The sequence below is a fragment of the Micromonospora krabiensis genome, from assembly GCF_900091425.1.
Lineage (GTDB): Bacteria > Actinomycetota > Actinomycetes > Mycobacteriales > Micromonosporaceae > Micromonospora > Micromonospora krabiensis.
The window spans coordinates 327,297-346,933 of sequence record NZ_LT598496.1; the positions used below are offsets into that span (position 1 = coordinate 327,297).

Annotated in this window: 21 protein-coding genes and 1 pseudogene; 8 read left to right on the forward strand and 14 right to left on the reverse strand. The window is 68.0% G+C overall.

Translation table 11 applies throughout. The features are described 5' to 3' along the window. Positions 1-31: 31 nt before the first annotated feature. Positions 32-1,009 carry an ABC transporter permease subunit gene (locus tag GA0070620_RS01365; RefSeq protein WP_091587760.1) on the reverse strand — a complete coding sequence of 326 codons (978 nt, stop codon included), beginning with the start codon at positions 1,007-1,009 and terminating at the stop codon, positions 32-34. A 224-nt stretch (positions 1,010-1,233) separates the two neighbouring features. On the opposite strand from GA0070620_RS01365, the gene GA0070620_RS01370 reads away from it, so the two are divergent. Further along, positions 1,234-2,436 carry an IS110 family RNA-guided transposase gene (locus GA0070620_RS01370; RefSeq protein ID WP_091587764.1) on the forward strand — a complete coding sequence of 401 codons (1,203 nt, stop codon included), beginning with the start codon at positions 1,234-1,236 and terminating at the stop codon, positions 2,434-2,436. 8 nt (positions 2,437-2,444) lie between these two features. On the opposite strand, the gene GA0070620_RS01375 is transcribed toward GA0070620_RS01370, so the two are convergent. The 3 genes from GA0070620_RS01375 to GA0070620_RS01385 all read right to left on the reverse strand — a co-directional run bounded on the left by GA0070620_RS01375 (position 2,445) and on the right by GA0070620_RS01385 (position 4,429). After that, positions 2,445-3,344 carry an ABC transporter ATP-binding protein gene (locus tag GA0070620_RS01375; RefSeq protein WP_091587766.1) on the reverse strand — a complete coding sequence of 300 codons (900 nt, stop codon included), beginning with the start codon at positions 3,342-3,344 and terminating at the stop codon, positions 2,445-2,447. Continuing rightward, positions 3,341-3,736: a GntR family transcriptional regulator gene (locus tag GA0070620_RS01380; protein WP_091587769.1), complete on the reverse strand. Its 396-nt coding sequence runs from the start codon at positions 3,734-3,736 to the stop codon at positions 3,341-3,343. The genes GA0070620_RS01375 and GA0070620_RS01380 overlap by 4 nt, the downstream gene beginning before the upstream one ends. 210 nt (positions 3,737-3,946) lie before the next feature. Then, entirely contained in the window at positions 3,947-4,429 is a 483-nt protein-coding gene (locus GA0070620_RS01385; RefSeq protein ID WP_197677517.1) for a carboxymuconolactone decarboxylase family protein, read from the reverse strand. Between the two features lie 152 nt (positions 4,430-4,581). Here GA0070620_RS01385 and GA0070620_RS01390 point away from each other — a divergent pair, with 152 nt between their 5' ends. Both GA0070620_RS01390 and GA0070620_RS01395 read left to right on the forward strand, forming a co-directional pair. Beyond that, complete coding sequence (locus GA0070620_RS01390; RefSeq protein ID WP_091597768.1) at positions 4,582-5,076, forward strand: YkgB family protein; 495 nt, start codon at positions 4,582-4,584, stop codon at positions 5,074-5,076. A 117-nt stretch (positions 5,077-5,193) separates the two neighbouring features. Beyond that, complete coding sequence (locus GA0070620_RS01395; RefSeq protein ID WP_091587771.1) at positions 5,194-5,919, forward strand: DUF4396 domain-containing protein; 726 nt, start codon at positions 5,194-5,196, stop codon at positions 5,917-5,919. 43 nt (positions 5,920-5,962) lie between these two features. Here the strand turns inward: GA0070620_RS01395 and nhaA are convergent. The 5 genes and pseudogenes from nhaA to msrB form a co-directional block, all read right to left on the reverse strand. Next, positions 5,963-7,845 (reverse strand): annotated as a pseudogene (gene nhaA, locus GA0070620_RS01400) (Na+/H+ antiporter NhaA); the annotation flags it as partial. A gap of 204 nt (positions 7,846-8,049) precedes the next feature. Then, entirely contained in the window at positions 8,050-8,583 is a 534-nt protein-coding gene (locus GA0070620_RS01405; RefSeq protein WP_231922132.1) for an OsmC family protein, read from the reverse strand. Positions 8,584-8,870: 287 nt separating this feature from the next. Then, entirely contained in the window at positions 8,871-9,527 is a 657-nt protein-coding gene (locus GA0070620_RS01410; RefSeq protein WP_091587776.1) for a TetR/AcrR family transcriptional regulator, read from the reverse strand. Positions 9,528-9,835: 308 nt separating this feature from the next. Further along, a complete protein-coding gene (gene msrA, locus GA0070620_RS01415; RefSeq protein WP_091587779.1) occupies positions 9,836-10,342 on the reverse strand; it encodes a peptide-methionine (S)-S-oxide reductase MsrA in 507 nt (168 codons plus the stop codon). Next, positions 10,339-10,827 carry a peptide-methionine (R)-S-oxide reductase MsrB gene (msrB, locus tag GA0070620_RS01420; protein ID WP_091587782.1) on the reverse strand — a complete coding sequence of 163 codons (489 nt, stop codon included), beginning with the start codon at positions 10,825-10,827 and terminating at the stop codon, positions 10,339-10,341. Before msrB ends, msrA begins: the two co-directional genes overlap by 4 nt. 474 nt (positions 10,828-11,301) lie before the next feature. Between msrB and GA0070620_RS01425 the strand changes: the two genes are divergently transcribed. From GA0070620_RS01425 to GA0070620_RS01435, 3 genes are all read left to right on the forward strand, one after another. Then, positions 11,302-12,219 carry an NADP-dependent oxidoreductase gene (locus tag GA0070620_RS01425; RefSeq protein ID WP_091587784.1) on the forward strand — a complete coding sequence of 306 codons (918 nt, stop codon included), beginning with the start codon at positions 11,302-11,304 and terminating at the stop codon, positions 12,217-12,219. A gap of 163 nt (positions 12,220-12,382) precedes the next feature. Next, positions 12,383-13,177, forward strand: a complete 795-nt coding sequence (locus GA0070620_RS01430) for a maleylpyruvate isomerase N-terminal domain-containing protein (RefSeq protein WP_091587786.1) — start codon at positions 12,383-12,385, stop codon at positions 13,175-13,177. Between the two features lie 117 nt (positions 13,178-13,294). Continuing rightward, positions 13,295-13,831 carry an isochorismatase family protein gene (locus GA0070620_RS01435; RefSeq protein WP_091587788.1) on the forward strand — a complete coding sequence of 179 codons (537 nt, stop codon included), beginning with the start codon at positions 13,295-13,297 and terminating at the stop codon, positions 13,829-13,831. Between the two features lie 32 nt (positions 13,832-13,863). On the opposite strand, the gene GA0070620_RS01440 is transcribed toward GA0070620_RS01435, so the two are convergent. Both GA0070620_RS01440 and GA0070620_RS01445 read right to left on the reverse strand, forming a co-directional pair. Continuing rightward, positions 13,864-14,253: a GNAT family N-acetyltransferase gene (locus GA0070620_RS01440; RefSeq protein WP_091587791.1), complete on the reverse strand. Its 390-nt coding sequence runs from the start codon at positions 14,251-14,253 to the stop codon at positions 13,864-13,866. A 283-nt stretch (positions 14,254-14,536) separates the two neighbouring features. Then, positions 14,537-15,133, reverse strand: coding sequence for a sulfite oxidase-like oxidoreductase (locus GA0070620_RS01445; RefSeq protein WP_091587793.1), 597 nt, complete (start codon positions 15,131-15,133; stop codon positions 14,537-14,539). A gap of 356 nt (positions 15,134-15,489) precedes the next feature. Here GA0070620_RS01445 and GA0070620_RS01450 point away from each other — a divergent pair, with 356 nt between their 5' ends. Further along, positions 15,490-16,113: a hypothetical protein gene (locus GA0070620_RS01450; RefSeq protein ID WP_091587796.1), complete on the forward strand. Its 624-nt coding sequence runs from the start codon at positions 15,490-15,492 to the stop codon at positions 16,111-16,113. 70 nt (positions 16,114-16,183) lie between these two features. On the opposite strand, the gene GA0070620_RS01455 is transcribed toward GA0070620_RS01450, so the two are convergent. Continuing rightward, entirely contained in the window at positions 16,184-16,849 is a 666-nt protein-coding gene (locus GA0070620_RS01455) for a TetR/AcrR family transcriptional regulator (protein WP_091587798.1), read from the reverse strand. Positions 16,850-16,958: 109 nt separating this feature from the next. Here GA0070620_RS01455 and GA0070620_RS01460 point away from each other — a divergent pair, with 109 nt between their 5' ends. Continuing rightward, a complete protein-coding gene (locus GA0070620_RS01460) occupies positions 16,959-17,906 on the forward strand; it encodes an SDR family NAD(P)-dependent oxidoreductase (RefSeq protein ID WP_091587800.1) in 948 nt (315 codons plus the stop codon). Between the two features lie 211 nt (positions 17,907-18,117). On the opposite strand, the gene GA0070620_RS01465 is transcribed toward GA0070620_RS01460, so the two are convergent. Both GA0070620_RS01465 and GA0070620_RS01470 read right to left on the reverse strand, forming a co-directional pair. Continuing rightward, on the reverse strand, positions 18,118-18,564 hold the full coding sequence (locus tag GA0070620_RS01465) for a peptidoglycan-binding protein (RefSeq protein WP_157741496.1): 447 nt from the start codon (positions 18,562-18,564) through the stop codon (positions 18,118-18,120). 121 nt (positions 18,565-18,685) lie between these two features. Next, the gene (locus tag GA0070620_RS01470) at positions 18,686-19,225 is read right to left on the reverse strand and encodes a peptidoglycan-binding domain-containing protein (RefSeq protein WP_157741497.1); all 540 of its coding nucleotides are present in this window, start codon (positions 19,223-19,225) and stop codon (positions 18,686-18,688) included. Between the last annotated feature and the right edge of the window lie 412 nt (positions 19,226-19,637).

Consider the following 19,637-nt stretch of genomic DNA (forward strand, 5'->3'; position numbering starts at 1 on the left):
ACCGACACCGTGAACGTTTGTGGTCAGGGCACTAGACCATGCGGCGCCGTACCCGCCACACCACCACACCGATCAGGACCGCCGCGACGGCGACGAACAGGGCCGCCTCGATGATCTGGAACGTCCAGAACCGGTCGGCCGGGTGGTAGACCCCGAACTGCTGGACGCCCCGCGCGTGCAGGAACTGGTTGAGGTTGGTGCCGGCCCGGTTGGCGGCGCCCTCCAGCTCGTAGTACTCGGTCCAGCTCAGCCTGCGCCCGGTGGCGTCCGCGTAGCCGCGTTCGATCATCCAGGACGCGTTGCTGGGCACGGACCGGTGCCCCGCGTGGTCCTTCGAGCCGCCGACAGGGACCGGCTCCATGCTGGTGAGCGGCGTGGCGTACGCGGGACGGGCCAACAGCGCCACCGACATCCGGGCGGCGAGGAACGCCCCGAACGCGACGCCGAACGCGGGCAGGCTGCGCCGCAGGATCGCCCCGGCGGCGGTGGCGACGCCGAACGCGAACAGGGCGTACGCCACCGGAACAAGTCCCTCCAGGTCGAAGGCGTCGTACTGGAACCGCCCTTCCCACGCGTCGAATGGCTGACGGAACCAGGTGAGCACCGCGGTGAACATCCCGGTGAGCGTGACGGTGACCCCGGCCAGGGCCGCGAGCTTGGCCGCCAGCCAGCGCATCCGCGGCACGGCCTGCGTCCAGGCGAGCTGCCAGGTGCCGTCCTCCAGTTCGCGCGCGAGCAGCGGCGCACCGAGGAACGCACCGATGACCACGGGGACCAGATAGAAGGCCGCCAGGAGGTTCTCGACGTACCCGTACTCCTCGTCGAGCCGGCGGAAGGAGGCCGCGCAGGCATCGTTGATACCGGCCTCTCCCGCGCACCGGGCGGGACCGCCGGGGAACAGGTCGTGGGCCTGCGTCCCGAGCGCGATCAGGGCAATGCCGAACACGCCGACAAGCAGACCCAGGACGCAGACCTCGGTCCGGTGCTGGCGCCAGATCAACCACGTCATGCCGCCCTACCTTTCATTGCGAGCCCGACGGTGGTATTCGTACGGGCTGACGCGGGCGAGGCAGGTATGGCTTTCATGCTGGCTGCCGACCATGGCGAGGGTGGCATCGCCGCCTGTCTCGTCTGCTCTTGCTGACTGCTGATTGGGCTTTGCGATTGATCGCTGTGTAGGGCGTTGACGGCGGCAAGAGCGTGCGCGTGTCCACGACGGGAGAAGGGAGTCAGATGGCGGTCGCGGTTGGTGTGGACGTGGCCAAGGAGTTCCACTGGGCTGCGCTCGTGCACAGCGAGACGGGGCGGGTCCTGGCCAGCCGGAAAGTCGACAACGATCCGTCGGCGATCCAGGTGCTCATCGACGACATCCGAGCCGTGCAGGCCGAGTATGGGCCGGCCACGGTCGCCATCGACGTGCTCGGTGGCATCGCCGGCCTGCTGCAGGTCATGCTGGTCGACGCTGGCCTGCGCCTGGTGCATGTCTCCGGTCTTGCGGTCAACCGGGCTCGCCGTGCCACCCGCGGGGGTGAGCACAAGTCGGATCCGCGCGATGCCAAGGTCATCGCCGATCAGATCCGGCTGCGCGCAGACGAACTGCGTCCCGTCGAACCGGCCACCGAAGCCGGCAGCGAGCTGCGGCTGCTGGTGGGCCGCCGCCGGGAACTGGTGGTCGACCAGACCCGCCGCATCGGCCGGCTGCGGGATCTGCTCGCCTCGATCCATCCCGGTCTGGAGCGCGTCGTCGACCCCACCCACAAAGTCGACACGGCCCTGCTGGCCCGCTACGTCACGCCGACCGAGATCCGCCGAGCCGGCCGACGCCGCATCAGCGAGTACCTGCGCACCACCGGCCGGCACCACAGCACCGTGATCGACGCCCTGGTCGACAAGGCACTGACCGCCGCCGGCGCCCAACACGTCACCGTGCCCGGCGAAGCCGTCGCCGCGGACATCGTCCGCGACCTCGCCCGCGAGGTACTCGCCTGCCGGGACAAACTCGCCGACCTGGACAAGCGCATCCACGACGCTCTCGACCGCCACCCTGACGCGGCCCTCATCCAGTCCCTGCCCGGGATGGGGGCCACCCTCACCGCCGAATTCCTCGCCGTGGCAGGCGGCATCACCCGATTCCCCACCGGCGACCAACTCGCCAGCGCCGCCGGCCTCGCACCAGTCCTGCAGCAATCCGGCAAGGTCCACTACCTGCGCCGCGCTACCAGCGGCGACAAAACCCTCAAACGGGTCTTCTACCAATCGGCGTTCTGCGCCCTGCAACGCGACCCGGCCAGCCGCGCCTTCTACGACCGCAAACGCGCCGAAGGCAAACGACACCACCAAGCCCTCATCGCCCTGGCCCGCCGACGCATCAACGTCCTGCACGCCATCCTGCGCACCCGACAGCCCTACCGACTCACTCACGCTCTCACGGCTTGACTCAGTCATTAGGCTGCCACCCCCGACACGAGCGCGGCGCTCGGCTCGGACGGCCGACGCAGGTACGCCAGCACCAGGTCCTCCAGCGCGACCGGCTGGGCCTGCCACCCGGGTGCGGCCGGGATCCCGCCGTCGCGTACCAGCAGGGTCGTGTGCCGGTCGCTGTGGACGGCCTCCACGACGGCGTCGGCCCGGTCGACGTCGGTGGCCGTGCGCGGGCCGACGAGCAGCCGGTGCTCGGCGAGGAGGGTGTCGATGTCACCGGTGAGCGTGACCCGGCCGTGGTTGAGCACGACCAAGTGGTCGCAGACACGCTCCAGCTCGTGCACGACGTGGGAGGAGAACAGGACGGTCACCCCGCCCTCGGCCACCGCGCCCATGAGGACCTGCAGGAACTCGTGCCGGGCCAGCGGGTCGAGGCTGGCCACCGGCTCGTCGAGGACAAGCAGGTCCGGCCGCTTCGCCAGGGCCAGAGCCAACGCGACCTGGGCCTGCTGGCCGCCGGAGAGCGTACCGGCCCTGCGGTCGAGCGGGATGCCCAGCTTCGCCAGCCGGCGCTCGGCCAGACCCTGGTCGAACCGCAGGTTGCAGGCCCGGCCGAAGCGGAGCATCTCGGCGACGGTGAAGCGCTTGTAGAGCGGGTGGTCCTGGGCCAGGAACCCGATCCGGGACAGAGTCTGCGGGGTGCTGGCGGTGACATCGTGGCCGAGGACCTCGAGCGTGCCGGTGCTCGGTGCCAGCAACCCGACGGCCAGGCGCAGCAGCGTGGTCTTGCCCGCGCCGTTCGGCCCGACCAGGGCGATGACGCCGCCCGTCGGCAGGGCCAGGCTGCAGTCGCGCAGCGCCCAGCCCTTCCGGTACCGCTTGCCCACAGCGTCGGTGCGCAGCGCGAACTCGGTCGCTGTCACGCCACGTCCTCGTTCCTCGTCTGCTGGTGGACGGAGGTAAAAAGCGCGTTGACCGCCTGCTCGTCGAGGCCGGCCGCGTAGGCGCGGCGCAGCCAGGTCGCCAGGCCGCGGCGCAGCGACGTGTACGTCGATGCCGGCATCACGGCCGACTGTTGTTCATTGACGAACGTGCCCTGGCCGGGCCGACCGGTGACCAGGTTCTCCTGCTCCAGCTGCCGGTACGCCTTGGCGACGGTGTTCGGATTGATCGCCAGGTCCTCGACCACCTCGCGGATGAGCGGAAGGCGGTCACCGGGTTGGAGAAAGCCCAGCAGCACCGCCTGGCGGACCTGCTGGACGAGTTGCAGGTACGGCGGCACGCCGGAGTGGGTGTCGAGCCGGAAGATGAACACGGTAGCCCCTTACTGCTTCACTAGTATCATAGTAAAACAGTAAGAGTGTGGCCAGGAGAGGACGACGCGCCCGCACAGCCCGTGGCACCAGATCCGGGCGCACGCCTGCCCGACTGGCTGGCCACCGTGACCGTGATCGCGCCGGGCCGACAGGGCCATGACGGCGCCACGACCCTCCTGCTCAGGGCTTCCCCGGCCCGTCGGGTGACGTCACAGGACAGGCGTCGCCGTGGGCATGGCGCCCTCGGCGAGTTTGAGTCGTGTCCAAATGTTCATGTTGATCACAACGGCCACGATCTCCAGGATCTCGTCCTCGGTGAAGTGCGCGGCCACCCTGTCGTGTGCCTCCTGAAGCCGGTTGTCGACGGTGGCGTCGGCGGCTCGGGTCAGCACCTCGGCATAGGCGAGCGCGGCTTGCTCCTTCTCGGTGAACAGGTGCGTTTCCCACCACGCGGTGAGCGTCTCGACCTTGGGTGTCGGGATGTCGGCGGTGCGGGCAGCGGCGTGGTGCACCAGAAGGCAGTAGCTGCAATTGTTGATCTGCGCGACACGTAACCGCAGAAGTTGGGCCAGGGCCTGGTCCACCTGGAGTGTGGCGGTATGGCCGAAGGCCGCGGCGCCGGCATTTGCCAGAGCCATGAGCTGCTCGTTCGACGTCGCGTCCAGTCTGGCGTTCTGGATCCTGGTATCCACGAGGTGACCTCCTGTCGGTCACCACGACATCCCCGGTGGTGGAAAGGTCAACCCCGGCTGACCGGACTCGCGCCTTCGGTGCGTGCTGCTGGTCCCAGCGGGTAATGGCCCCGAGCACGTCGACCGTCGACACCGCGCACGAGGAGCGAGCGATGGGCACCCGACACACCAACGCCGATGAGCTCGCCTCCGTCGGCTTCTCGGTCCTGCGTTACGCACTGGCGACGAACATCCTGTGGATCGGTGCGCTCAAGTTCAAGCCGTACGAGGTCGAGAACGACGAGCCGCTGGTCAGCTCGAGTCCGCTGTTCTCGCGGCTCCACGCGAAGCTGGGCAAACAACGGCTCAACAGGCTCATCGGGGTCACGGAGATCGGTGTGGGCTCTCTGATAGCCGCGAAGCCGCTTGCGCCCAGAGCGTCGGCGATCGGTAGCTTCGGGGCGATCGGGATGTTCCTCACCACCCTCAGCTTCCTGGCCACGACGCCCGAGGCTCGGCAGCAGGGGGAGGGGATATTGAGCCTCTCTCAGCTGGGGCAATTCCTGTTGAAGGACGCGGTGCTTCTCGGCGCCGCTGTCCTGACAGCTGGCGAGTCGTTGCGCGCGGCCGCCCCGTCGAAAGGCCCCGCCTGGGCCCACCCCACGTGAGCCGCGGACATTACGGGACGCCTCGTAACCCGGTCAGCGCTGCTGCCCGCCATGGGGAGGCAGAACTCGGCGTATCCCCGCACCGGCATCACGTCAGGTGGCCTGGGATGAAGGGAGATGATTCTGCAGCCGACATGGCTCGTGGTGCTGTCGTGGGTTGTGCTCATAGTGGGCTTAGCCAGCACCGTCGTCATCGTTGTCGATCATCTGGTCCTGAGGTACCACCAGCCGGCCAAGGTTATGGAGGTCGTCTGGCCGGCGAGCGCCCTCTACTTCGGCCCGGCAGCCGTCCTGGCCTATCGGCAGTGGGGGAGGCCCCAGTCTCCGCGGTGGCTGAGGCGACATCGCACCCCGCCTCGGAGGCCACCGCATGCTGGCACGATAATTGAAACCCTGCATTGTGCGACGCACTGCCTGATTGGCGCCATCGTGGGCACTCTTTTCGTCTTCAGCCTCAGTCTCGAAATTTTGGAGAAGAGATTGTGGCCCGAATTCATCGCTGACTACGTCTTCGCAGTGCTGACAGGCATCGCCTTCCGCTACTTCACCGAGGCCGGCGCGGGCGGCCGGAGAGCGCGGGCTGCGATACGGAGGTTCTTCCGGGGAGACCTGCTGAGCGTATCGGTCTTCGAGTTCGCCCTACTGGGTTGGCTGGCGGTCATGGAGTTCGTGGTGTTCCACGAGACCCTGCAGCCTAGTAGTCCGGTGTTCTGGTTCATCGTTCAGCTCGGGTTGATCATCGGTTTCTTCGCCGCCTGGCCGCCAACCCTGTGGCTTGTCCGCAGCGGCGCCAAGGCGGAACCGGGCACGCCGCAGCAGGTGGTGGTGCGCAGACGTCCGTGACAACGTGCGCGAGCGTGCCGTCGGGTCGACAGAGTGCGTTCATGGGATCTCTGGTGCCTCGCGGCCGAGGCGGGCCCGGGCTCGGGCCGTGCGGATGGCCGCGGTCAAGGCCGTGATGTCGTAGGCGCCGTAGTGGCGACGGCCGTTGATGAAGAACGTCGGGGTGCCGGAAACCCCGCTGTTGTCGGCGGAGTCGATGTCGCTGTCAATGCGGCCGGCGTGCGCCTGGCCCACCAGATCGTCGTGGAACCGTTCCTGATCCAGGCCGAGTTCGTCGGCGTACCTCATGAGATCACTGACGTCCAGCTTGTCCTGGCGGTCGAGCAACAGGTCGTGCATCTGCCAGAATTTGCCCTGAGCACCTGCTGCTTCGGCGGCCTCGGCGGCCAGCCGGGCCTGCGGATGCACGTCTGACAGCGGCAGGTGACGCCACACGAAACGCAGGTCGGCGTCGCCCAGCAACTGCCGGACGACCGGTTCGGCCTTGCCGCAGTACGGGCACTGGAAGTCGCCGTACTGCACCAGCGTTACCGACGCGCCGGCTGGCCCGCGGACGTGATCCCGCTTCTCGTCGACCTCCGGGGTGAGGTCGATCAGCTCCGTCAGGTCGCCGAAGAGCGCCCGGATGCGCTTGTCCTGGGGCAACGCGTTGGTGATGCGGAACGCGATCCAGGTCAGCGCCGAGGAGACGATCGCGGCGCTGAGCACCCCGACCTTGGCCTCGGCCAGTAGGTCGCCGGTGAAGGCCAGGCTGGCGATCAGCAGCGACACCGTGAAGCTGACACCGGCGATCGTGCCGCTACCGAGCACACCCGCCCAGCCCACGGCCGGACGGATACGCCCGTGCGAGATCCAGGTGAGCGCGGCCGAGGTGCCGATCACGGCGAGCGGCTTGCCGACGGCGTACCCCAGCAGCACGCCCCAGGTGACAGGCGACGCGAAGGCCCGGGCCAGGAACGGACCGTCGATGCTGATGCCGGCGTTGGCCAGGCCGAACAGCGGCACGATGACGTAACTGGACCACGGATGGTAGATCCGCTGTAGGCGGTCGTTGGGCGACAGCGTATTGACGAGGCCGATCGAAGCCGTACGCGCGAGCTTCGGCGTCGGTTGCTCACGGAACGACCGGAACAGTCCGCTGACCTTCTCGAGCTCAGCTCGACCGGGAGAGTACGCAAACGCGGTCAACCCGATGGCCAGCCCGGCCACCACCGGGTCGACTCCGCTGACCAGCAGTGCGCCCCACATCACGACGGCGACCGGGACGTACGCCCAACCCCGCCGGACGCCGCCCGCGCGGATGGCCAGCATGACCGCGAACGCTGCCACGGCCACCACGATGGGCGTGACCTTGATGTCATCGCTGTAGACCAGGGCGATGACGAGGAGTGCGATCAGGTCGTCGACCACGAACACGGTGAGCAGGAAGATCCGGACCCGGTCGGGTACACCCCGGCCGAGCAGTGCCAGCAGACCCAACGCGAGGGCGGTGTCGGTCGACATGGCCACACCCCAGCCATGCGCGCCCGGTCCGCCGTGGTTGATCCCCAGGAAGATCAGCACCGGGATCAGCATGCCGATCACGCCGGCCACGCTGGGCAGCACGAAACGTCGCCGGTCGCGTAGGTCGCCGAGGTCGAACTCGCGCCGCGCCTCAAGGCCGACGACGAGGAAGAACAGCGTCATCAGGCCGCTGTTGATCCAGGTGTGCAGGTCGCGGGAGAGCTCGAGGTCCCCGAGGCGCAGGGACAAGGGGGTACGCCATACGGCTTCGTAGGAGCTGAGGTCGATGTTGGCCCAGAGCAGTGCGGCGACGATGGCGGCCACGAGCACGCCCGCGCTGCCGGACTCAATTCGCAGAAATGCTCGCAGCGGCGACGTCAGGTTCCGCTTCCAGATCGTTCGGCCGGTCTTGGTTTCGGTCACACGTCACCTTCCGACGCGCTGGCCGGGCCAGCACGGATAGCCGGGTCGCGTGCCGCGAAGGGCACGCGACCTTCGGTTCGGTACTGATCGGTTGCCTCGCTACCGCGGCCGACGGCAACACTGTCGCCGTCCGGAACACTGTCGCCGTCCGGGGCGCAAGGCAACCGCTCGCCGTACGCCATGATCGCAGCGAGCGGCCTGATGTCAGCGCGGTCCGACGAACTCCGTCCGCACGCTCCAGGCGAACTGGATCAGCAGGGTCACCGGGGACCTCTCCGCGATCTCGTGCATCACCGTCAAGTCGTCGGGGTCAGGTTCTTCGCTGAGCGTGATCGTGCGCTGGAGGTAACGCTCTGCGCCTTCCTGCTCCGGCTCGTGGTAGTCGATCTCGACGGTGATGTCACCGGCGGTGTCGTACTTGTAGTCGACATACTGCCGCAGCGTCTGAGCAGTGCACGACGCGAGCGCCATCAACAGGTATTCCGTCGGCGTCGGGCCTTCGCCGAGTTTGCCGTTGTGCGGTTCGTCGGCGACGAACGTGAAGCCGCGGGTGGTCATGTCCGTGCGCCGGCGTTCAGTGGCCGGAAGGACAACTCGGGCGGATGCGACGACGTGATCATGGTCGGTCTTCATGAGCTGTGCCTTCTGTCTGGAGCCAATGCGGGTGACGGTCTGGGCGTCCGAGGTCCAGCAGCAGCCGAACGGTGCTCTGAGCAGGGCTGCGGCCAGGCGGATCACCCCGCGACCAGGTGCCTCCGCAGGCTAGCCTTCGCGGACCAAATAGTCCAACCTGCCGCCCCACTCCCGGGGCTACTCGGTCCTGGTTGGCCATGGCGGCGCAGCGACTCTAGCTCAATTGAGGCGCGGCCCACCCCGAGGTGCCCGGCGCGCGGCCCGATCAGCGTCGGTCCGAAAATGGACCAGATGGTCCGTTAGGGTCGGCTGGGCCGCGGCTTCCGCACTGTCGCCTCGGGGTGTGCGCCCACACCCGCCGTGAGCGGCCTGATCGCGACTAATGGGCCCAATTACGGGATCGGCTCACCGGACGGTTCCACGAGGAACGACTTGATGTGTTCCAGTGCCATGTCCAGCGCGACTTCCATGGGTGCGACGTCGTGCGCGGCGTTCGCCAGCAAGTAGCCGCCTTGCAGGGCGGCCATCAACCCGGTGGCCAACTTCTCCGGCTCGGCGTCCTGGCGCAGTGCACCGCTGTCGCGCATCCGGTGCAGGCCATCACTGATCAGCTTCTCCCATGCCGCGAACGTCTCCGACAGAGACGATCGAGCCTGCTCATCTTGGTCGGACAGCTCGAGAGTCATCGACCCGAGGCCGCACCCGTACTTGCCGTTGTTCAGCGAGTTGGCCTGGACCAGCGCGTTGCGCCACCGGACCAGCCCTGAGAATGACCTCAGTCGTTCGAGCCCTGCGCGCTCGCGCTGAAGCACGAGCGCGCCGCGATATTTGACCAACGCGCGCACGAGGTCCTGCTTGTCGGCGAAGTGGTGGTAAAGCTGAGACTTGCTCGTCTGGCTTGCCTCGCGGACGTCGTCAAGGGTCGTCGCATTCACTCCGCGCACGAGCATCAGCCGGTTCGCTGCCTCGAGGATTCGCTCCCGGGTGGCGATGCCCCGTTGGCTGATCCTCCGCCTATTCGTCGGCGCGGCCACCTGCTCGTCGCTCATCGGTGAAGTGTATCCAGCGGGCCGGATAATCCCGGGACAATGGGACCATGGAGTCCATCAAGTGTCATGTCGTATCCCGAGGTGAAGGGTGAACCTATGTGTCTTCGGCTCGCCGAACGGTGATGCCGCTGGCATTAGGCCGTCTTGGGGGCGAGCGTTTTCTTGGACTATCCAGTCCTATTCAGTCCGGGGTTCGGCCACGTGTCGAGGGCAGCCCGCCGAAGAGGCCGCACCCCTGCGGGGCCGGCTCGTCGTCCGAGCCGGCCCGCCGGCCGGCGCGCGGACTCGGGGTCCGCGCGCCGGAGGCGTCAGGCCGTCGCCCGCTTCGGAAGCTTCCACCCGGGGCGGGGGAAGTGGCAGGTGTAACCGTCGGGGTAGTTCTGCAGGTAGTTCTGGTGCTCGGGCTCGGCCTCCCAGAAGTCGCCTGCCGCGGTGACCTCGGTGACGACCTTGCCGGGCCACAGGCCCGAGGCGTCGACGTCGGCGATCGTGTCCTCGGCGACCCGCTTCTGCTCGTCGCTGGTGTAGAAGATCGCCGAGCGGTAGCTGGTGCCGATGTCGTTGCCCTGGCGGTTCTTCGTCGAGGGGTCGTGGATCTGGAAGAAGAACTCAAGCAGTGCGCGGAAGTCGGTCTTCTCGGTGTCGTAAACGACCTCGATGGACTCGGCGTGGCTGCCGTGGTTCCGATAGGTGGCGTTCGGGACGTCGCCACCGCTGTAGCCGACGCGCGTGGACACGACGCCGGGCTGGCGACGGAACAACTCCTCCATGCCCCAGAAACAGCCGCCGGCGAGGATTGCCTTCTCGGTGGTCACGTCGTCTCCTTGCTTGTGTTGGTGCCAGCGTTGGTGTCACTGAACAGGGTGCGGTATTCGCCGTACCCTGCGTCTTCCAGGTCGTCGAGGTGGATGAACCGCAACGACGCGGAGTTGATGCAATAGCGCAGCCCGCCCTTGTCCAGGGGGCCGTCGTTGAAGACGTGGCCGAGGTGGCTGTCCCCGTGCAGCGAGCGGGCCTCGATCCGGATCATCCCGTGGCTGAAGTCTTCGCGTTCGACGACGTTGCTCTTCGTGATCGGCTTCGTGAAGCTCGGCCAGCCGGAGTTGCTGTCGTACTTGTCGACCGACGCGAACAGCGGCTCGCCAGACACGACGTCGACGTAGATGCCGGGCTCGTGGTTGTCCCAGTAGGCGTTGGCGAACGGTCGCTCGGTGCCGTCCTGCTGGGTCACGCGGTACTGCTCCGGGTCGAGCCGGGAAAGGGCTTCCGGGTTCCTGTGGTACGGGGTCTGCTGGGGCACAACTCTCCTTCACGTTGCGACGCGAAGTTGGCGGACCAGGTGAAGCCCACCTGGACACGCAGATACAGACGCTTCCCGGGCCGGTTGTATTCCCGCGAGACCTACATCTCATGGACTGGACAGTCCAGATAGCCTGGCCCTGATCAGCCTTGAGTGGGTGCCTCGATATGGAGTTCGAGCTGGGCCTTTTACCGGTCAACAAGATCACGGCGTCCGTCAGACTATGGACTTGACAGACCAGTTTGGCCGTGACTAGGTTCGGGACGTCCGACCGGATGCCTCCGGTTGTCGTCAGCTGTCCGACCTGCCCTCCGGTGCCGAGTTCGGACTCCGCCACTGCCAGCGGCACCCCTCCCGCCCCAACCGCTACCGATCAGGGTGGCGAGGCGACGAGGCCTGGCGGGGCTGATGCGCGGAAACCGAATTTGCTCCTCGTGACGGTGCGGACGAGGACTGGAGACCAGGAGGTTCCGGGTGAAGGCGATTGTGGTGACGGACGAGGCTGCCGGAACGGCCGGCATGACGCTGGTGGAGCGGCCCGAGCCGCGACCGGCGATCAACGACGTCGTCGTGCAGGTTCATGCGTCGGGATTCGTCCCGACGGAGATGTCGTGGCCCTCGACCTGGACCGATCGCCTCGGCCGTGACCGGACACCGTCGGTTCCCGGGCACGAGCTGGCCGGAGTGGTCAGCGCACTCGGGTACGGCACGACGGGACTGTCGGTGGGGCAGCGGGTGTTCGGCCTCACGGACTGGACTCGCGACGGCACCCTCGCGGAGTATGTAGCCGTCGAGGCGCGCAACCTCGCGCCGCTGCCCGGAGACGTCGACTTCACCGTGGGCGCGAGCCTGCCGATCTCTGGGCTGACCGCGTGGCAGGGACTGTTCGAGCACGGCCGCCTGCAGGCGGGGCAGAGCGTGCTCGTGCACGGTGCCGCCGGCGCGGTCGGTTCGATGGTGACGCAGCTCGCACGTGAGTTCGGCGCCCACGTCATCGGCACCGGGCGCGCCGCCGACCGTCAGAACGCGCTCGACTTCGGCGCGCAGGAGTTCGTCGACCTCGAGAACGACGCCCTCGAAACCGTCGGTGGCGTCGATCTGGTCTTCGATGTCATCGGCGGCGACATCGGGAAGCGCTCCGCCGGCCTGATTCGAGCCGGAGGAACCCTGGTGTCCGTCGTCGGGCCGCCCGAAGCGCGGCCCGCGGAGGGCTTGGTGGTCGATTTCGTCGTCACGTCCGATCGGGCCCAACTGGCGGAAATCGTCCAGCGGGTGCGAGATGGCCGGCTGCGGACGAACATCGGCACCGTGGCGGCCCTCGACGACGCCGTCGCCGCTCTCAACCCGACCAAGCGGATCACCGGGAAGACGATCATCCGCGTTCGTCCGTGAGGGACTCGGGACAGGAACAGGTCCGGCTCTCCTGTGGATCAGCGAGCCCTTCTCATTGTGACGGTGCAGGTCCAACACCAGAGGCACCCTAGCGTCGCGGTGCCCCCTCGCCGGCTGCGAAAATCGCTGTGCGGCTGTCGCAGCGCACTGATAGAAAGCCGCGGTGCACGAACTTCTCACGTTCGCTGATCATCTGCGGCTGATCCACGAACGGTCGACCGCCTTCCGCGCCGCGGTCGCCGCGGCGCCCAGCCTCGACATGCAGGTTCCGACCCATCCCGAGCTGACGCTGTTCGATCTCGTGCAACACGTGGGCGCCGGCCGCCGGAAGGCGGCCGCCATCGTCGCGGCAGGGCCTGCGGACGCGCCCCCGGAGAAGTCGGCTTGGGACGACGGCACGGGCGCGCCTCGGGAGCGCCAGGCTCTCCTGGTTTGGTGGACCGAGTCCATCGAGCAACTGACGAGCGCGCTGCGCGAGGCCGGCCCGGACCGCGGTTGTTGGACGTGGTGGGGCGACTCCCAGTCACCGCAAACCTCCGGTGCGTGGGCTCGGCGTCAGGTTCCCGAGATCGCGGTTCACACCTACGATGTCCAACTCACGACGGGGGACCCGGAGCCGCTGCCGGACGAGGTGGCCCTCGACGGTTTCGACGACTGCCAGTTCACCCTCTGCTCGACGGATGTCGCCTGGCCGCACGAACCCGCCGTCGTCGATTACCACGCCACCGAGGGCCGCTCGTGGCGCCTTCGGCTGTCCCGCGACGGCGCACGGGCCGCCCGCCTCGGCGCGCCGGCTGCCAGCGAGGACCCGGACACGGCCGACGCCTCCGCCCGGGGCAGTGCCAGTGACCTCGTCCTGTTCTTCTACGGCCGCATACCGCCGGATTCGCCGATGCTGGAGCTGGACGGCGAGCATCGCATCTTCGACCAGCTCATCGCCTGGGACCCGTCTGTGTAACAACGATCCCCAGTGGCATCCGTGTCAGCCGTGTCGACGTCTTCCGGCTGGCGTCATTCCTTCACCGTACGGCTGGGGCGTGGCTGGTGGGGCCTGCCGAACTGTTAGGGTCACAGAATGGCTTCACCCCTTACCAAACCTCTCGCCGCCGGACGTACCGCGCTGATCGTTGTGGACCTGATGCCGCGTATCGTCGAGCAGGACATGGGTCCCTACAAGGGTGCCGACGTGGTGGCCCGTGCAAGCCGTCTGGTGACGGCGTTCCGCCCGGCCGGCGGCACCGTCGTACTGGTCCGGGTGGATCGGCCGGGCGTCGCCGAGCAGCCTCCCGGCAGCGGGTTCGTCCCGGAGATGCAGCCTCAGCCTGGCGACATCGCCGTGGTGAAGCACACCATCGGCGCGTTCTATGGCACGGACCTGGCCGACCGGCTGCGGAAGCGCGGTGTGGACACAGTGGTCATGGCCGGTATTGCGACGACGATGGGCGTCGAGTCGACCGCGCGCGCCGCGTCGGATCACGGGTTCGAGGTCATCTTCGCATCCGATGCGATGAGCGGCATGACCGCCGACGAACATCAGCACGCACTGACGGTGGTCCTGCCCCGGTTCGGCGAGGTCGTCACCACCGACGAGGTGCTCGAACGGCTCAGATGATGTCGTGTCGCGGCAGCTGCCGCGCTGCGGGGCTATGAGCGGACTGCGCGGCGATCAAGAACGTCGGCCCATTCCGGATGAGCATTGACGAATGCTGTCGCGAACGGGCACGTCACGGTCGCGGTCTTTCCCTGCATGCGCAGCTCGTCGAGGACGCCGCCGATGAGCCTGGCGCCTACTCCCTTTCCCCGGAACTCGGGCAGCACGGATGTCGCCAACAGGATGACGCGACTCCCGACCTCGCGGTAGACGAGCCCTGCGGCTGTCCGGCCCCCTATCGTCGCCTCGTAGATGCCGCCGGCGCGGTTGTTGGCGATGACGAGGTCCTCCGCGTCGGGCGGGCTGCCCCCCGACAGGTGCGAGCTCCCCGAATCCTGCTCGGTACCGGTCAACGTGATCATGTCCTCGGCGTTGTCCGCCATGTTGTCTCCTGAGTCTCGCGTCTGGTCAGCGATCTGGGTGTGGGCCAGTCGGGTCGGATGAAGTGCCGGGGGTGCCCCTCGGACTATTGCCTCATCGGCGTCGGAGACGTCGACCCGCCACCGATGAGCAACGACGGGCGCGCATCGGTGGGTCGGCGTACGAACCAGCCGCCGAGCGGCCCGCGGATCTCCAGCCGGTCACCCGGCTCCGCAGCGTCGAGGACCAACGACCGCGCCGTCGCGGCCTGCGCCCGGGTGGCCGCGACGGTCGCCGGCTGCCAGGTCAGTCTTCCTGGTACCGCTGCTCGCGCCACGGGTCGCCATAGTTGTGGTAGCCGGCCGTCTCCCAGAACCCGGGCTCGTCGTCGAGACGCAGCTCCAGAGCGCGCAGCCATTTCGCGCTCTTCCAGAAGTACAGATGAGGAACGAGGAGACGAGCGGGCCCGCCGTGCACCGGAACCAGCGGCTCGCCGCCGAACTCGTACGCCACCCAGGCCTGGCCGTCGAGAAGGTCCTCGAGCGGGAGGTTCGTGGTGTAGCCGCCGTAGGAGTGGGCGACGACGTACTCGGCGGCGGTGTCGACGTCGGCCAGCAACGTGTCCAGGGAGACGCCCCGCCAGCGGGTGCCGAACTTCGACCAGTGCGTGACGCAATGGATGTCCACGGTCGGCTCGTCGGCGGGAAGGGCGATGAACTCCGACCATGACCAGGTGCTCCGCTCGCCGGTCTCGGTGATGACCGCCAGTTCCCAGTCGTCGAGCCCGATGCGTGGTGTCGGTCCCGCCGACAGCACCGGGAAGTCGTCCGTGCGGTACTGGCCCGGTGGGAGATCGGCGTCGTCGCGTCTGCGGCCGCCGAAACCGCGTGTGATCACTGCCATGCGCCCCTCCGAAGTAGTGGCCGGACAGGCGCGAGACGGCCGCCATCCGTGCTTCCGACCGGCCCGTGGATGCCGATGGGGTACCCGCTCATGGGTCATCGTCACCGAGCGCCCCGATGGTGACGTGCCCTCTCCGTGAGAAACGTGGTCGCCCGCCTCTCGCCGTACGTTAACTGGACCATAGCGTCCAGGGCAAGCTGGCGTCCGGCCCGCCGAATAGCTGGCTGCGTGGCTATCGAACCGACGCCTCTTCCGGGTGACTACATGGACCATGCAGTCCATGCCTGCGGCCGTGACGGGAGCCCAGGGAGTGGCGACGACAGCGATGCGATCTTGGTTGTACTAGCCTTCGCGGCATGGCCTTGCCTCCGGACCAGTTCTACGACCACGCGGTGTCCGTCGCCGACGCCGAGCGGCGGCTTCCGCTGGCGCGCATGACGGGATGGGACATCAGCCCGTTCGAGCAGGATGGTCTGCGTGTCGCGCCGCTGCGCCCGCCGGTGCTGCCCGAGCCCGCCCGGCACGGCGAGGACCCTGCGCAGTGCCGGGTCTGTCAGGAGCGCGACGAGGGGATCTGGTTCAACGATCGCTGGCGGCTGGCCCGCGTCGGCGGAGTGGGCGTGCCGCTGGTGCTGATGCTGTACCCGCGCGACCACTACGACATGGCGAATCTTCCCGACGATCTCGCCGCGGAGCTGGGGCTGCTGACGACGCGAATCGTCCGCCACGTGCAGGCCCTGCCGCACATCGCGCGCGCCCACGTCTACCGGCTCGGTGACGGCGCGGCTCACCTGCACGTGTGGTTCTTCGCGCGGCCGCAGGGTCAGGCGCAGCTTCTCGGATCCTGGCTGGTCGTCTGGGACGACCTGCTGCCGGAGTATCCCGCCGACGTCGCCGAGGCGGACGCCGCGACGGTGGCCGACGCGCTGGTCGCCTCGCACGGCGGCCACCGATCGGTCGCCACCGCACCGCCTGCCTGACGGGTGCGGGCTCTGGCTCTGCCGCCGTCGCGCACCCGCAGAGGCGTTCACTCGGCCACTGCAACGCAGGTCAGCGACGGGGTAGCACGCCCAGGAGGCTTGCGGTCAGGGCCAGCTTCAGGGAGTCCTTCAGCTCCATGTGGAAGCGGGCCAGGTCGGGCTCGGCCTGGTAGGCCGCCTGCAGGCTGGGTGGGGGAGTGCTGTACGCCGAGAGCGCGCCGGCCAGGACCATGGTTTGCAGGCTGAACAGCGTTGCGCTGTCACCCAGCTCCGGCAGGTACTTCTGGAGCAGGGCGGACATGGTGGTCAGGCGCTCCAGGGAGGCGCGCTTGTAGCGGGCTACGACCTCGAGGGAGACGTTGTGCTCCAGGACGCTGCCCTGCGCCCCGAAGAGGTCACACAGCACGACTCGGCCGGAGAGTGAGCGGCTGAGGATCTCGGCTACCGCCGCCGCTCGCCCGGCCATGGGGAGGTCCTGGTCGACGCCGGCGGCCAGCTCGCCCGCCAGTTCCGTCAGCCACTCCTGCAGGAAGTGGTCGAGCAGTTCCAGCAGCACCGCCTCGCGAGACTCGAAGTAGCGCAGCACGTTCGGCTTGGCCAGGCCTACCCGGCGGCTGAGCTCGTTCAGAGTGAGGGTGGCCACCGGCATCTCGTCGAGCATCGCCGACGCCACGTCCAGGATCGCCCGTCGACGGATCTCCCGCTGCTCCTCGGTGCGCGCCCGCTGGAAAGTCACGATCCCCAGCCTAACTTAAGTACCTGCGGTACGTTGACAACGTACCAGAAGTACTTTAGCGTCGTCGGCACAAGATACCCCCGGTACGTTATCTGGTTGGGAGCCGTACATGAGCGAGAAGTGGACCACGGAGAGCATTCCGGACCAGCGCGGGAGGGTGGCCGTGGTGACCGGGGCCAACACCGGGCTGGGGTACGAGACCGCCAAGGCGCTCGCCGAGCACGGGGCGTCCGTGGTGCTCGCCGTGCGCGACGTGCAGAAGGGCGAGCAGGCCGCGGCACGCATGACTGGCGACGTGAGCGTGCAGGCGCTGGACCTGACCTCACTCGACTCCGTACGGACCGCGGCGGCGGCGTTGCGGTCCCGGTTCGACCGGATCGACCTGCTGATCAACAACGCCGGCGTGATGTACACCCCGAGGCAGACCACCCGGGACGGCTTCGAGCTGCAGTTCGGCACCAACCACCTCGGCCACTTCGCGCTCACCGGGCTGCTGCTGGACCTGATGCTGCCGTTGCCCGGCTCGCGCGTGGTGACGGTCAGCAGCACCGGCCACCGCATCCGGGCCGCGATCCACTTCGACGACCTGCAGTGGGAGCGGTCGTACAGCCGGGTCGCCGCTTACGGTCAGTCCAAGCTGGCCAACCTCATGTTCACCTACGAGCTGCAGCGCCGGCTCGCCACGCACGGCACCACCGTCGCGGTGGCCGCGCACCCCGGCCTGTCCAGCACCGAGCTCGCCCGAAACACCCCGACTGCCCTCCGGCTTCCGCTCACCTGGCTCGCGCCGCTGATCACCCAGACGCCGGCGATGGGCGCGCTGCCGACGCTGCGTGCCGCCACCGACCCCGCCGTGCTCGGCGGCCAGTACTACGGCCCCGGCGGACGCTTCGAGGTCATGGGCCACCCCCGGCTCGTCACCTCCAGCCCGCAGTCGTACGACGTAGCCGTCCAGCAGCGGCTGTGGGCTGTCTCCGAAGACCTCACCGGGGTGACGTTCCCCGTCGTGCAGTCACCGCAGAACTCGTCTCCCGCCGGATCGGTCATCACGAGGTAGCCCGCGCTGGTACGGGGCGCCGTCCGCTCGTCGCCGTGCGGGCTGGGTGTGGGACGTACGCCTAGGTGCGGGATCCCGTCGATGACCTGACGGTGATCCCGCCACCGCTTCCGCGCCCACCCAGCTTGGGATGCAGTGGCGTGATCACCACCAACGTCTCATCGGTCAACTCGCCGCGACGCACCACCGACACGTCGTCGGCGAGCGACCACTACACGATCGGGCGCCCCAGACGGGCGCAGGTCTTGGCCCCGCCGCCCGCGAGGGCGGGAAACTTCAGCGACGCGCGTGATACTGGCCCGAACTGGCCGTCCGAGGTGATGTTCTCCTGGGCCTGGGCGAACTTCAACGCGTTGAACGTCAACTGGCCGAACGACCCGTCGTCGACAAGCAGCGTCTTGCGCGCGGGCGCGAGGTAGCAGTCGTTCAGGGCCCACTGCAGGGCCACCGTGCCTGGCCCGCCGTCACCCCAGAGCAGCGAGCACGGCAGGACGCCGTACTTGCCGATCGGCGCGGCGACCTGGTGGCCCGCCTGGTTGCTGACGTACGTGTAGGACTCGCACTCGGGTTGGCTGCGAGCGTAGGCGGGGTTGGCGGATACGAGCGTGCCCGCGAATACGGCCGCGAGCATCGTGCACAGTGCTACCAGGCGTTTCATCGAATCTCCGTTCAATGCAGTCTTGTCCAGGTCAGGCGTCGATGTATCGGCCGCGCCGGCGCCCCCCCGTCGTTCGCGGTGCGGCGAGTTGACGGTTCCTACTGATGTCTCCGGCGAGCGCTCAGCTGCCGTGGCTCGTGTCGGTCCACGATGTGGCACCGGGCATCTTGAACCAGGTGACCCCGTCCGAGATCCTGTCCCGAATGAGGAAGGTCCGGCCCGCCTTACGTCCGTAGTACGTGTAGTACAGGTAGGTGCCGTCGGACCTGTCGAAGTGGTAGCCCCACACGGTGTTCTGGCTTGCCGCGTTCCAGGTTTCCGGGCCCACCCAGCCGTCGACGTCGATATCGACCGAGTGTGCCGCGTTGTAGATCTGCTGCCAGTGGACAGTGGCGTTGTGTGTGTTTACGCCGAACGCGCCGTCGATGTCGCTGTAGCCCTCATCCGCCCAGAGGTGTCGCTGCCAGAAGCGCACCAGATTGCCGCTGTTGATGCATGGCGCGGCCTCCTTGCAGAGCGTGTGAAGGCCGGGATAGGCGGTGTGCGCCGATGCGGGGCTCGCAGTGCTCAGGGAGGCTCCCAGCGTCACCGCCAGGGCGACAACCACTCGCGACGCGAGTACGCCGCTGCGCGTGCGGACCGTACTTTTGGTTTGATTCACGCAGATCCTGTTCTCGAAGGGTGGACAGGGTGAAAGCCGAATCGCTGATGGTGCATCCCAGGCTCGCTCGTGCGGCGAAATCGACGAGGGTTAACCCAAATCTGCTGACCGGAGCGTCTCGGCGGCGACCGAGGTTGTTCGCCGCGTTCACCGTGGACTGCGCATGCGTTGACCGGTAGCGACGCGGTCGTCGGACAAACAACGCCGGACAATGCATGGCGTCTGCGCTGGTCGCAGGTGTGGCCGTGGGCCGCGCGGAGCGACCAACGACTGACCTCGGGAGCGGTGCGCCCCCGCTTCGCACCGAGCATGCCGGATCGTCGATACTGCTCTCGATCAATCGATGGAAGCGGACGCGCCCGACGGTACGAAGCTCGCCACGGGTACGCGGCCGGGGAGTCTGCCTGGCGGC

What these genes read in the sequence shown, in the direction of transcription:
- GA0070620_RS01365 (WP_091587760.1), bottom strand. Translation starts at nt 1,009, where the DNA reads ATGACGTGGTTGATCTGGCGCCAGCACCGGACCGAGGTCTGCGTCCTG.
- GA0070620_RS01370 (WP_091587764.1), top strand. Translation starts at nt 1,234, where the DNA reads ATGGCGGTCGCGGTTGGTGTGGACGTGGCCAAGGAGTTCCACTGGGCT.
- GA0070620_RS01390 (WP_091597768.1), top strand. Translation starts at nt 4,582, where the DNA reads ATGGGCACCCGACACACCAACGCCGATGAGCTCGCCTCCGTCGGCTTC.
- GA0070620_RS01395 (WP_091587771.1), top strand. Translation starts at nt 5,194, where the DNA reads ATGATTCTGCAGCCGACATGGCTCGTGGTGCTGTCGTGGGTTGTGCTC.
- GA0070620_RS01410 (WP_091587776.1), bottom strand. Translation starts at nt 9,527, where the DNA reads ATGAGCGACGAGCAGGTGGCCGCGCCGACGAATAGGCGGAGGATCAGC.
- GA0070620_RS01435 (WP_091587788.1), top strand. Translation starts at nt 13,295, where the DNA reads ATGGCTTCACCCCTTACCAAACCTCTCGCCGCCGGACGTACCGCGCTG.
- GA0070620_RS01440 (WP_091587791.1), bottom strand. Translation starts at nt 14,253, where the DNA reads ATGGCGGACAACGCCGAGGACATGATCACGTTGACCGGTACCGAGCAG.
- GA0070620_RS01445 (WP_091587793.1), bottom strand. Translation starts at nt 15,133, where the DNA reads ATGGCAGTGATCACACGCGGTTTCGGCGGCCGCAGACGCGACGACGCC.
- GA0070620_RS01450 (WP_091587796.1), top strand. Translation starts at nt 15,490, where the DNA reads ATGGCCTTGCCTCCGGACCAGTTCTACGACCACGCGGTGTCCGTCGCC.
- GA0070620_RS01460 (WP_091587800.1), top strand. Translation starts at nt 16,959, where the DNA reads ATGAGCGAGAAGTGGACCACGGAGAGCATTCCGGACCAGCGCGGGAGG.
- GA0070620_RS01465 (WP_157741496.1), bottom strand. Translation starts at nt 18,564, where the DNA reads ATGAAACGCCTGGTAGCACTGTGCACGATGCTCGCGGCCGTATTCGCG.